General features: G+C 52.8%; 10 protein-coding genes. All 10 read left to right on the top strand.

Translation table 11 applies throughout. The features are described 5' to 3' along the window. The first annotated feature begins 105 nt into the window (after nucleotides 1-105). From ACZ51B_RS09400 to ACZ51B_RS09355, 10 genes are read left to right on the top strand one after another with little or no spacing between them, the layout of a single operon-like run. Nucleotides 106-861, top strand: coding sequence for a cytochrome c3 family protein (locus tag ACZ51B_RS09400; protein ID WP_464296988.1), 756 nt, complete (start codon nucleotides 106-108; stop codon nucleotides 859-861). A gap of 32 nt (nucleotides 862-893) precedes the next feature. Beyond that, complete coding sequence (locus ACZ51B_RS09395) at nucleotides 894-3,983, top strand: TAT-variant-translocated molybdopterin oxidoreductase (RefSeq protein WP_464296987.1); 3,090 nt, start codon at nucleotides 894-896, stop codon at nucleotides 3,981-3,983. Nucleotides 3,984-3,985: 2 nt separating this feature from the next. Then, on the top strand, nucleotides 3,986-5,401 hold the full coding sequence (gene nrfD / locus ACZ51B_RS09390; protein ID WP_464296986.1) for an NrfD/PsrC family molybdoenzyme membrane anchor subunit: 1,416 nt from the start codon (nucleotides 3,986-3,988) through the stop codon (nucleotides 5,399-5,401). 37 nt (nucleotides 5,402-5,438) lie between these two features. Continuing rightward, complete coding sequence (locus ACZ51B_RS09385; protein ID WP_464296985.1) at nucleotides 5,439-5,990, top strand: DUF3341 domain-containing protein; 552 nt, start codon at nucleotides 5,439-5,441, stop codon at nucleotides 5,988-5,990. Next, on the top strand, nucleotides 5,987-6,601 hold the full coding sequence (locus ACZ51B_RS09380) for a c-type cytochrome (protein ID WP_464296984.1): 615 nt from the start codon (nucleotides 5,987-5,989) through the stop codon (nucleotides 6,599-6,601). Before ACZ51B_RS09385 ends, ACZ51B_RS09380 begins: the two co-directional genes overlap by 4 nt. Further along, the gene (locus ACZ51B_RS09375) at nucleotides 6,598-7,839 is read left to right on the top strand and encodes a hypothetical protein (RefSeq protein ID WP_464296983.1); all 1,242 of its coding nucleotides are present in this window, start codon (nucleotides 6,598-6,600) and stop codon (nucleotides 7,837-7,839) included. The genes ACZ51B_RS09380 and ACZ51B_RS09375 overlap by 4 nt, the downstream gene beginning before the upstream one ends. Beyond that, nucleotides 7,829-8,293, top strand: a complete 465-nt coding sequence (locus tag ACZ51B_RS09370) for a hypothetical protein (RefSeq protein WP_464296982.1) — start codon at nucleotides 7,829-7,831, stop codon at nucleotides 8,291-8,293. Before ACZ51B_RS09375 ends, ACZ51B_RS09370 begins: the two co-directional genes overlap by 11 nt. Nucleotides 8,294-8,321: 28 nt before the next feature. Continuing rightward, nucleotides 8,322-9,215, top strand: coding sequence for an SCO family protein (locus ACZ51B_RS09365; RefSeq protein WP_464296981.1), 894 nt, complete (start codon nucleotides 8,322-8,324; stop codon nucleotides 9,213-9,215). A gap of 14 nt (nucleotides 9,216-9,229) precedes the next feature. Further along, a complete protein-coding gene (gene coxB, locus ACZ51B_RS09360; protein WP_464296980.1) occupies nucleotides 9,230-10,390 on the top strand; it encodes a cytochrome c oxidase subunit II in 1,161 nt (386 codons plus the stop codon). Next, the gene (locus tag ACZ51B_RS09355; protein ID WP_464296979.1) at nucleotides 10,390-12,069 is read left to right on the top strand and encodes a cytochrome c oxidase subunit I; all 1,680 of its coding nucleotides are present in this window, start codon (nucleotides 10,390-10,392) and stop codon (nucleotides 12,067-12,069) included. Before coxB ends, ACZ51B_RS09355 begins: the two co-directional genes overlap by 1 nt. Nucleotide 12,070 lies beyond the last annotated feature (1 nt).

Raw genomic sequence — 12,070 nt, 5'->3', positions numbered from 1 at the left:
CCAGCAAAGTTGGGCGGAGCCTCGGTATCCTATTCAGCGCAAGCACTCAGCATATTTGCTGATTGTTTTGCATTTTCGGTTTTGAAACGTTCGGAGCTATGCTAGATGGCACAGATATTTAAGCCAAGTGCTAATACAGTCGCAAAGGTTGCTCTCCTCGGAGTTGCAACTGTACCGCTCACTCTCATTTTGAGCTTTGCGGCCTTGTCGCGGTCGTCCGCTAACACTAAAGTAAACGTCCCGAAGAACCAGCCGGTTCCCTTTTCTCACCAACACCACACGTGGGAACTCGGAATTGACTGTCGGTACTGCCACACAAGTGTTGAGAAGTCTTCTTATGCAGGTTTGCCAGCTACTGAGACCTGTATGAGTTGCCACTCTCAGATTTGGACGAACTCGCCTCTGCTTGAGCCAATTCGGCAGAGCTATGAGACGAACACGCCCATTAAGTGGAACCTCGTGAACAAGGTCCCTCAGTTCGTGTTCTTCAATCACTCGATTCATATCAATCGAGGAATCAACTGCAACACTTGCCATGGTGCTGTGAACAACATGCACATTACTTGGAAAGGAAATTCCTTCCAGATGGCTTGGTGCTTGCAGTGTCACCGCGCTCCAGAGCGATATTTGTTCTCTGAGAAGGAAGACGCGGGTCTGAAGCCGTCCCAGCGAGTTTTCAACTTGTATTGGAAGCTTCAGCAGAAAGGAATTAAGGGTTTGAGTCCTCGAGAACAGGAATTGGTCTACGGGGAGTATCAGGGTTCGGATAAGCCCGAAGACGTGAAGGAAGGAAAGACGCTCGTCAACGAGTACGGCGTTAAAGTGGCGCAGTTGGCAGACTGCTCGGTGTGTCACCACTAATTTGCCGAAAAAGGATTGCGGATTAAGCGTTGATGGAAGTTCAAGAAGCTAAGCAAGAGTCGCGATTAGACATCGCGGCGATAAGGGAAAAGCTGGCCGGAAAGGGAGGCCAGGCTTACTGGCGCACGCTGGAAGAGGTGGCGGATACGCCCCAGTTCCAGACGTTCCTGGATGACGAGTTCCCGAATCGTTCCACGTTACTGCAGATAAACCGACGTGATCTGCTGAAGTTCATGGGTGCCTCTTTGGCGCTTGCTGGACTCTCAGGTTGCCGTGGTGTTTTCTTGCCAGAAGACAAAGTCGTTCCGTACGTGCGACAGCCTGAGGAGTTGGTTCCTGGCGAAGCGCTGTACTATGCGTCGGCCATCGTCCACGCAGGATATGCGACGGGTGTTTTGGTTGAGCAGCATGAAGGGCGGCCCATAAAGATTGAGGGTAACCCCGAGCACCCATCTTCCCTAGGTGCTTCGGATGCGATCACTCAGGCTCAGATTCTTGCGCTGTACGATCCAGAGCGCGGCGTTGCACCCACTTTAACGGGCGACGTTGTTAACTGGGCTACGTATTCTGAGGCGATTGCCAAGGTGATGTCTGCTCAGCAGGCGAAGGGCGGGGCTGGAGTCAGAATTCTGACCGGTGCCGTCACGTCGCCAACGCTTCAGTCGTTGATGAGCCAGTTGCTGGCGAAGTATCCGGCTGCTCAGTGGCACGCATATGAGCCGATTGGGCGAGACAACGCTTATGAGGGCGCTCGACTGGCTTACGGCAACGCTTTTGAGACGGTTTACAACTTCAAGGACGCCAAGGTTGTTCTCTCGCTTGACAGCGACTTCCTGAGTTCTACTGAAGGACCTGGCAGTCTTCGATATGCACGCGATTTTGCTGCTGGCCGAAAGGTGAAGGGTAAGTCTGGTGTGATGAACCGACTGTACGCTTTTGATAGCACGCCAAGTTTGGTGGGCATCATGGCTGATCACCGATTTGTGGTGAAGGCTAGCGAGGTTCGAGGAATTGCCGAGGCTCTTGCTGCGGCTCTCGGAGTTGCTGGTGCGAGTGGTGGAAACGTTCCTCACTTGAACGAGATCGTGAAAGATCTTCAGGCGAACGCTGGTTCTAGCATTGTTATCGCTGGTCAGCATCAGCCTCCAGCGGTTCATGCGCTGGCTCATGCGATCAACCAGAAGCTTGGCAACATTGGCAAGACCGTGACTTATACGGCGCCTGTGGATGCGACAGCTGGTGGGAAGACCAAAGATCTTAAGTCGCTTGTTGATGATCTCAACGGGAATAAGGTTGACCTGCTTCTCGTGCTGGGATCGAATCCGGTTTACAGCGCGCCAGTGGACTACAAGTTTGCTGCTGCGATGGAGAAGGCGAAGCTTAAGGTTGTTGCCGGTCTTTATGAAGATGAGACCAGCGCCTTGGCTAACTGGTATCTCCCTCTGAGCCACTCGCTTGAGGCTTGGGGTGATGCTCGGGGTCACGATGGAACGGTCACGATCCTTCAGCCGCTGATCGCGCCGATCTTTGATAGCAAGTCGGAGATTGAGATTGTTGCGGATCTTCTTGGCAAGTCTGTTTCTAGCTACGATCTGGTCCGGAACTACTGGAAGGGTCGGGGTATGGGCGCTGACTTCGAATTGGAGTGGCGACGATCGGTTCATGGTGGTGTGGTCAAGGGTAGTGCGCTGCCCGTGGTCAATCCTCCGCTGAACCTTGCGGCTTTGCCGGCTGCTCCTAAGAGTTCGGGTGTTGAGTTGATGCTCCGCGCGGATGCGACGATCTACGACGGTCGGTATGCGAACAACGGCTGGCTTCAGGAGCTTCCGAAGCCGATCAGCAAGCTCACGTGGGACAACGTGATCATGGTGAGTCCGAAGTACGCTCAGAAGCTGAACGTTGTGAACGACGAGCTGGTTCGGATTGAACTGGGCGGCGAGTCGATTACGGCTCCTGTGTTCTTGCAGCCTGGACACCCTGATGAGTCGGTTACTGTTCACCTTGGCTATGGCCGAACCGCTGGTGGTTCGGTGGCTACAGTTCAGGGTCGCGACGGTGGCGGATTCAACGGCTACATTTTCCGACGAAGCAGTGCACCTGACTTCGCTGGCGGTTTGACCGTTACGAAGATTGGTGGTGAGGCTGAGATCGCGACGACTCAAGGCCACTCGCCACTTAACAGTGAGCGGATTGTTGACGAGCGCGACATTATTCGAGAAGCGAGCCTTGCCGACTTCTTGAAGGATGGTCCTAAGGCTCTTATCCCATCGTTTGCTCCTGACAGCAAGTGGGTGGAAGACCAGAACCTATTCCCAGAAGAGATCTTTGAATACGACGGACCTCAATGGGGAATGACCATTGACCTCAACACCTGTATTGGATGTAACGCTTGTGTGACGGCTTGCCAAGCTGAGAATAACATCTCGGTTGTTGGTAAGGTTCAGGTTCTGCGGCACCGCGAGATGCACTGGCTTCGAATCGACCGCTATTACAAGGGCGACGATGCGAACCCACAGGCTACTTGGCAGCCGATCATGTGCGTGCACTGCGAGAAGGCTCCTTGTGAGCCGGTCTGCCCAGTTGCTGCGACGGTCCACAGCCATGAGGGTCTGAACCAGATGGTTTACAACCGCTGTGTTGGAACTCGATACTGCTCCAACAACTGCCCTTACAAGGTTCGACGATTTAACTACCTTAACTACAGCGACAACCAGCCGAACTTCAGCGAGACGGTTGTGGAGACCAAGGTTGTTCCTGGTCCGATCCACCAGCCTCGAAAGAACGGACTTGAGCTTCTTAAGATGATGAACAACCCGGACGTTACCGTTCGAGGTCGAGGAATCATGGAGAAGTGCACGTACTGCGTTCAGCGCATTAACGATGCACGCATCGAGTCTAAGAAGGCCGGTCGCGAGTTGAAGGACGGAGACATTGTCACTGCATGCCAGCAGGCATGTCCGACTGGCACCATCGTTTTTGGAGACGTTCGAGATAAAGAATCGAAGGTCAGTGCGTTGAGAAAGGACCCACGCAGCTACTTGCTGCTGGAAGAGCTCCAGACTCGACCGCGCACCTCTCACCTTGCAAAGCTCCGCAACCCTAATCCGGAGATCAAAGCTTAGCCATGGCGAAATTGAAACCTTTAAATGTTGAGCTGATTACGGGTGGTCAAACCTACGCGTCGATTGACGAGTCTGTAGGTTCGCTCATCCTGAATCAGCGACGCCACACCAAGGCCTGGTTTGCGTTCTTCGCAATGGGCTTCCTGGGAGCGATTCTGCTTGTCACCTCCATTGGCTGGCTGCTTTACCAGGGTGTTGGCATCTGGGGTAACAACGTTCCGGTCGCTTGGGCCTGTGACATTGTTAACTTCGTCTGGTGGATCGGTATCGGTCACGCTGGAACGCTGATTTCGGCGATTCTTCTTCTGCTTCAACAGCAATGGAGAAACTCGATCAACCGCTTTGCGGAAGCGATGACGATCTTTGCGGTTATGTGTGCGGGTCTTTATCCGCTGCTCCACACGGGTCGGCCTTGGGTCGCTTTGTTCTGGTTGTTCCCTTATCCCAACATCATGGCGGTCTGGCCTCAGTTCCGGTCGCCGCTTATGTGGGACGTTTTTGCGGTTTCAACCTACTTCACGGTTTCTCTTCTCTTCTGGTTCATCGGTCTGGTTCCAGACTTTGCAACCCTTCGAGATAAGTCGACGAACAAGTTTGGAAAGGTCGCTTTTGCCATCACCTCTTTGGGATGGCGCGGAAGTAACGAGCACTGGCACCGATATGAGCAGGCTTATGTTCTGCTTGCTGGTCTTTCGACTCCGCTGGTTCTTTCCGTACACAGTATCGTCTCCTTCGACTTTGCTGTCTCCCAGGTTCCTGGTTGGAACGTGACGGTCTTCCCGCCTTACTTTGTTGCGGGTGCTGTTTTCGCCGGATTCGCGATGGTTATGACCTTCTTGATTCCGATCCGAAAGTGGTACAAGCTGGAGCACTTGGTTACGGATCGCCACCTTGACTGGATGGCAAAGATCACCCTGGCGACGGGCATGATCGTTTTCTATGGCTACATCCTTGAGATCTTCTTCTCTTGGTATAGCGGTAACACTCAAGAGTTCGATCTTTTGATCAACCGCCGATTTACTGGCCCTTACATGTGGCTGTATTGGGGACTGATCTTCTGTAACGGTGTTGCTCCTCAGATCTTCTGGTGGCACAAGGCTCGCCGCAACATGTGGTGGCTCATGGGTGTTTCACAGATCGTTAGTGTCGGTATGTGGTTGGAGCGATTCGTTATCATCCCCATGTCGCTCACGGCGAACTACCTGCCATCGAGCAACAAGATGTACTACCCAACCTTCTGGGACGTTGCGATGTTCCTTGGCACCATCGGGTTCTTCATCTTCCTGATGTGTCTGTTCGTCCGATTCCTTCCCATCATCAACATGTTCGAGATCAAGGATCTTCTGTACAAGATTGGCGGTGGAACTCCAGAGCCTGCTCCTCAGACAGCGGGTGCTACATCTGGGGGTGCTGAATAACAATGAACCTGCGAAATGTATTTGAGGTGAATGGTCGATGAGTCACGGACCCGTTCAAGAGGAAGGCCCCTACGCAATGGTGGCGGAGTTCGACAGCGCTGAAATGCTGATCGAAGCCGCCGACAAAGCGCGTCGTGCGGGCTACCGAAAGATGGATGCCTATTCACCGTTCCCTATTCACGGTTTGAGCGAGGCGATTGGATTTAAGGACACGAAGGTGCCCTGGATCGTGATCTGCTGCGGTCTGATTGGGTGCTTCACGGGTTACACCTTGCAGTGGTACACGTCGGTCATTGACTATCCGCTGAACGTGGGTGGTCGTCCGCTGAACTCGCTGCCAGCTTTCATCCCGGTTTCTTATGAGTGCACGATTCTGTTCTCTGCCTTTGGCGCGGTGTTCGGAATGTTGGCTCTGAACGGGTTGCCGAAGCCTTACCACTCGATCTTCAATACCCCTGGGTTTGATCGAGCTTCGCAGGATCGGTTCTTCCTTGCTATTGAGTCTAAGGATGCTCAGTACGACGGCTCTAAGACGAAAGAGTTCTTGGAGACCCTGAAGCCGCTCGCTGTTTGTGAGGTGGAACCATGAGATTTAATCTTCGAAACGTTGCCGCCTTGCCTTTGTTGGCTATGGCCCTCGCGGGTTGCCATACCGACATGTGGAGACAGCCTAAGGCTGAGCCGCTGGATGCGAGCGAAGGCTTGTTCCAGGATGGAGCCTTGTCTCGACCTTTGATGCCAGGCACCATTGCCAAGGATCATCTTCGAGAGGATGACGGTTTCTTCACTGGCCGATCGAACGGTAAGTGGCTCACCAAGATTCCGGTTGAGGTCACGAAGGACGTTCTGAAGCGCGGTCAGGAGCGGTTTGACATCTACTGCACGCCTTGTCACGGACAGTTGGGAGACGGTAAGGGCATGATTGCTCAGCGCGGCTTCCAGTTGAAGCGGCCAGTGGGGAACTACCACACAGACCGACTCCGCAACATGCCCGTCGGCCATTTTTACGACGTTATCACCAACGGCTATGGAGCTATGTACTCCTATGCTTCTCGTGTGGAGCCAAAGGATCGATGGGCGATTGTCGCTTATATCCGGGCGCTCCAGATTAGTCAGCACTACCCCGCAGCCAAGGCCTCTCCTGAGGATCTGAAGCAGGCGGACGCTCCACAAACTAACGGTGGGCAAGCTAACAAATGAGCGAAACGACCACTGAACATCACGACGATTTGACGCTGGGCACTGAACAGCATCAGGTACAGCTTGGAAAGCTGGGACCTCTCGCCTTTGGCGTGGGACTGATTTTCCTTGTTATAAGCGCGGCGGTTGCACTTAAGCCAGAGTCACGAGAGATCATGGCCGGGTCTTGGATTTTTGGCTGGGTTTTCTGGTTCTCCATCACCCTCGGCATGTTTGGTTTGAGTGTTCTCCACCACACTCTCCGAAGTAAGTGGACGTTGCCACTTCTTCGCATTTTCGAATCGGGTGGCGGTTGGCAGAGCCTCTTGACGATGGCAGGTCTTTTCCTGCCGCTCGTGGTGGCTCCTGCTGCGGTTTACGAGTGGGCTAATCCTAAGCTGGTTGCGGAAGATCACATTCTTCAGCACAAGGCGCCTTACTTGAACGTAGGGTTCTGGACCGTTCGATTTGCGATCTTCTTTGGCACTTGGGCTCTCTTGGCTTACGGACTCTCGAAGTCTTCCAAGAAGCAGGATGCCAATGGTGATCTTAATCTTGAGATTCGACGAAGCTCTTGGGGAGCTGCTGGGTTGGTCTGGTTCTTCATCAGCGCCACCTTTGCAGCACTGGACTGGGTGATGTCTCTTGAGCCTCACTGGTACTCCACCATGTATGGTGTTTGGCTCGTAGTTGGATCGGCTCTTGGAGCACTGTCCTTCTCGGCAGCTGTTCTGTGTGTGAACGCGAAGCGCGCTCCATACAACACCGTTGTTTCGCCTAGCTTGACGAAAGACATTGGCAACATGTTGTTCTGTATCACCATGTTGTGGGCGTACACGTCGATCTCGCAGTACCTCATTATTTGGAACGGCAACATTCCAGAAACGACTCAGTACTTCATTAAACGAAGCCACATGGGTTGGAACGCTATCGGAATGGTCACTATTGTTGGCCAGTTCTTGGTGCCCTGGATGACACTGCTTTCACCACGTGTGAAGCGTTATCCGAATCTGCTTCGCCAGATTGCTGGCTGGATCTTTATGGTTCACATCGTGGATGTTTACATCCTGGTTGTGCCAGCACTTCAGGGGTCTACCGGCAAGGGAAGATCACCTGGTGAGAACATCTGGCTTGATCTCGTAGCATTCCTTGCAGTGGGCGGAATTTGGCTTGGCGTGTTTGCTAGCGTGATCAGGAAATCGCCACTCCTCGTGAAATACGATTTGCGACTTCAGGAGCTGTTGAAGAATGCACACTAATCACCCGAAGGAAGATCCGTTGGTCGACATGGGTTATGAGATCCGTGATGTGAATGCTCCGGCAATTGCCAGGGCGACTGTCTGGTTCTTCGTTTTCGCTGTCGTCTGTTTTGGTGGAGTGCTGGTCTGGTATTTCGCTTTCGGTAAGTTGTCACCCAACTTTAATCGAGATGCGCGGAAGCCAGTTCCTTCTCAGTATCCGTTGCCTCAGTCCAACATCACGACGAAGACGGACATTATGGATATGCGCCGGCACGAGGAGAAGGTTCTCAAGGGCGCACCCAGCTATGTCACGACGGATAAGCAGTTCCTGCGTATCCCGATTGACCGCGCGATGAGCGAGTACATCACGAGTGGCTATCCAGAGCCGACGAGTGAAGTGCCGGCCAAGACGGTAGGAAACACGATTCGACAGAACGCTCTCGCACCAGGCGAGACGGCTCCAGTTCGGTAACAGACAGGCAAATTTTAGGAGGAATCAGATGAAGCAACGCAATTTCAACCGAAACATGGCTCTTGTGGCCGCAATCGCGCTCAGCATGCTGGGCGGGACGGGGAAGGTGTTTGCTCAATCCAAATCCTCCGTTTTGACTGAGCAGATGGGTATTGACCAGAAGCTTGGTGGTCTTGTTGAGAAGGATGTTCCTTTCAAAGACGAGACCGGCAAGACGGTCAAATTTGGCGACTACATCGGGAAGCGACCCGTGGTTGTCCTGCCCATCTTCTTTCGATGCCAAACCGGCTGTGCGCTCATTACCGATCAGTTGATCAAGACCCTTGCGAAGGCGACTTCGAGTAAGAGTCATCAGTTGGTGGTTGGTAAGGATCTGGATGTCGTGATGCTCGGTATTAACCCGAAAGAGACTCCTGAGCTTGCTCGGAACAAGAAGTCTCTCATCATGGCTGCCTATCTACCGGCAAACGCCTCTTCTGATTTTCGTAAACAGACCGAGCAGAATTGGCACTTGCTTACGGGCAATCTTGAAGATATTCGAAAGGTAACGGATTCTCTTGGATTCCGCTACTACTACAACGCAGAGAAGGACCTCGTGAGGCACCCGACCTGCTCGATCATTTTGACTCCGGATGGACGCATCAGTTCCTACACGATTGGAAACTCCATCCCTACTAAATTGATCGAAGACAGTTTACAGATCGCCACGAAGAATGAGATCGGTATCAAAGCTGATCAGAGCTTTATGTTTGGGTGCATCATGTTGGATCCTGCCACGGGCAAGATTCGGTTTGTAGTGATGAACATCGTTCGTGCTGCAGGCGTACTGACGCTCCTCATCTTAGCTTTCTCCATCATTCGCATGTCGATTAACAGTAAGAAGAACACGCTTGGCCAAGGAGGACAGCCTACCGGCGCCTAGCCGAAATCGGATCCATGAACGCTTTCAACTTCCCGCTTGCACCACCCTCAGCATCAAACTTTGCTGCAGAGCACGATGCGTTGTTTTACACGCTTTGTGCGCTCACGGCATTCTTCACGCTTATCGTTGCTGGTGCAGTCATCTACTTCTCGATCCGATACCGTCATGGATCGAAGGCAGACCGCTCGCGCCCGATTTACGAAGACCTCAGACTTGAGTTGAGCTGGACGATCATTCCAGCCATACTCGGCCTGTTTATTTTCTATTGGGGTGCGCACCTGTTTATCTCGATGCGCACGCCACCTAAGAATGCTGAAGAGATCTTTGTGATTGGCAAGCAGTGGATGTGGCACTCCATGCACCAGAACGGAGTGCGTGAGAACAACACGATTCACGTTCCGGTTGGTAAGCCAGTCAAGTTGACCATGATTTCGCAGGACGTTCTGCACGCCATGTATATCCCAGCGTTCCGTGTTCAGATGCACGTTGTGCCTGGTCGATATACAGGGCTTTGGTTCACTGCTACTAAGGCAGGCGAATATCACTTGTTCTGCAACATGTACTGCGGAACCCAGCACTCTGAGATGGGTGGAAAGGTAGTGGCCATGGAGCCTGCCGAGTACGCTGCTTGGCTTGCCAATGGTGGAAACTCTGCCTCGCCAATGACCGTAGAGCAGTCGGGACAGAAGTTGTTCAACAAGATTGGTTGTAATAACTGCCACGGAGCTCAGGATTCGCCACGCGGTCCATCACTCATCGGACTGTTTGGTAAGAAGCGACAGTTTTCCAATGCTCCTGCTCAGACCGCTGATGAAGCCTATATTCGAGAGTCGATTGTTCGGCCTTACAACAAGCTGACTATTGGTTACGGGGAGACAATGCCTGTCTATCCTATCCAGACCTCGGATGTGCTTCAGCCACAGGGGCAGTTGACGGAAGAGGACCTGATTAGCTTGGTGGCTTACATCAAGAGCATGGGTTCGGAGACGGCTCCTGTACCAACAGGAACCATGAGCCGCCGAGAGGCTGTGAATCGCAGCAGCAGTAGCGACAACCGAAATAATCTCGCAGTCGGTGCATTGCGGACCAATACTGAGGATCCGGATGCGACCCCAACTATTCGAAAGAAGAACCCTGCCGTGGGGGCAATCGCGGCTGAAGGAAGGAACGAGTAATGAGCGCCATCGGCATCGGTACGTCGGCAGATGAGCAACTGCACGAGGAAAAGCCTAACTATCTAAACGTATCTCATACGATTAGTTCGTGGCTTTTGACTGGGGACCACAAGAGAATTGCAATTCTCTATCTGTTCTCCACGTCGTTCTTCTTTTTCCTCGGATCAATTGCAGCGGGTCTCATCCGCTATGAGTTGACCAGCCCATCGGGTGTCGTGTTGGAGTCTGAGACCTATAACAAGGTCTTCTCGGCACACGGCATCATCATGATTTTCTACTTCCTGGTTGCAGCGATACCTGCTGTGTTCGGGAACTTCTTTGTGCCCCTGATGATAGGAGCCCGCGATCTTGCCTTCCCCAGGCTTAACCTGGGTAGCTGGTACATCTTCAACGCGGCTGGCATCCTTCTTATCATGGGTCTGTTGGGTGGCGGTGTAGACACCGGTTGGACGTTCTATACGCCTTACTCCAGCATGTATTCCAATAGCCAAGTCACTTTGGTTATTGTGAGTATCTTCCTGGCAGGATTTAGCTCGATCACCACGGCGATGAACTTCATCGTCACCATCCACAAGATGCGTGCGCCGGGTATGACGTGGTTCCGCTTGCCTTTGTTTATCTGGGCAATGTACGCGACGAGCGTCATCGTGGTTCTTGGTACACCGGTTGTTGCGATCACGCTTTTGCTGGTTGTGTTTGAGCGAGCCTTCAAGCTTCCGATCTTCTCGCCTGAGCTTGGTGGAGACCCAGTTCTCTTCCAACACTTGTTCTGGTTCTACAGCCACCCTGCTGTTTACATCATGATCTTGCCAGCGTTCGGCGTTCAGTCTGAACTGATCGCGAACTTCGCACGGAAGAGAATCTTTGGATACCACTTCATCGCGTTCTCTACGTTGGCTATTGCGGGACTGGGCTTCCTTGTATGGGGCCACCACATGTTCATCTCGAGTCAATCGATGTATGAAGGCGTGGTGTTCTCGCTGATCAGCTTCTTGGTTGCTGTTCCTTCTGCGATCAAGATCTTTAACTGGACTGCAACGCTTTACAAGGGCAACATTCGATTTGATACCCCGATGCTTTACGCACTGGGCTTCATGGGACTGTTCACCATTGGTGGTCTGACTGGTCTGTTCCTTGCTTCGATTGGTACAGACGTTCACCTTACAGCAACTTACTTCGTTGTGGCTCACTTCCACTATGTGATGGTGGGTGGTGCGCTCACTGGCTTCTTGGGAGCTCTGCACTACTGGTGGCCTAAGATGACTGGCCGCATGTATGGTCAGGGCATCGCGAAGGTCAATGCTCTGTTGGTCTTCATCGGCTTCAACCTCACGTTCTTCCCTCAATTCATTGTGGGTTGGTTGGGTATGCCACGCCGATACCACTACTACTACTTTGCACCCGAGTTCCAGGCTTATCACATCCTGTCTACTCTTGGAGCATCCGTCTTGGCGCTTTCGTTCTTCCTGCCTCTGTGCTATCTGACTTACTCCCTCTTCAAGGGTCCTAAGGCTTCGGATAACCCATGGGATGCACACGGTCTCGAGTGGAACACTAGTTCGCCTCCTCCAACGCTCAACTTCGAACAGACTCCGATCGTCACCGACGAAGTCTACGACTTTGACCCGGTGGCCGAGCACGAGCAGATCATGGCAGACCTAGCTGGGAAGGGAGTGTAAC

The sequence above is a fragment of the Fimbriimonas sp. LA-C6 genome (assembly GCF_055398105.1).
This window is presented reverse-complemented; position numbering and strand designations above follow the sequence as displayed.

What these genes read in the sequence shown, in the direction of transcription:
- ACZ51B_RS09370 (WP_464296982.1), top strand. Translation starts at nt 7,829, where the DNA reads ATGCACACTAATCACCCGAAGGAAGATCCGTTGGTCGACATGGGTTAT.
- ACZ51B_RS09380 (WP_464296984.1), top strand. Translation starts at nt 5,987, where the DNA reads ATGAGATTTAATCTTCGAAACGTTGCCGCCTTGCCTTTGTTGGCTATG.
- coxB (WP_464296980.1), top strand. Translation starts at nt 9,230, where the DNA reads ATGAACGCTTTCAACTTCCCGCTTGCACCACCCTCAGCATCAAACTTT.
- nrfD (WP_464296986.1), top strand. Translation starts at nt 3,986, where the DNA reads ATGGCGAAATTGAAACCTTTAAATGTTGAGCTGATTACGGGTGGTCAA.
- ACZ51B_RS09375 (WP_464296983.1), top strand. Translation starts at nt 6,598, where the DNA reads ATGAGCGAAACGACCACTGAACATCACGACGATTTGACGCTGGGCACT.
- ACZ51B_RS09395 (WP_464296987.1), top strand. Translation starts at nt 894, where the DNA reads ATGGAAGTTCAAGAAGCTAAGCAAGAGTCGCGATTAGACATCGCGGCG.
- ACZ51B_RS09355 (WP_464296979.1), top strand. Translation starts at nt 10,390, where the DNA reads ATGAGCGCCATCGGCATCGGTACGTCGGCAGATGAGCAACTGCACGAG.
- ACZ51B_RS09385 (WP_464296985.1), top strand. Translation starts at nt 5,439, where the DNA reads ATGAGTCACGGACCCGTTCAAGAGGAAGGCCCCTACGCAATGGTGGCG.
- ACZ51B_RS09400 (WP_464296988.1), top strand. Translation starts at nt 106, where the DNA reads ATGGCACAGATATTTAAGCCAAGTGCTAATACAGTCGCAAAGGTTGCT.
- ACZ51B_RS09365 (WP_464296981.1), top strand. Translation starts at nt 8,322, where the DNA reads ATGAAGCAACGCAATTTCAACCGAAACATGGCTCTTGTGGCCGCAATC.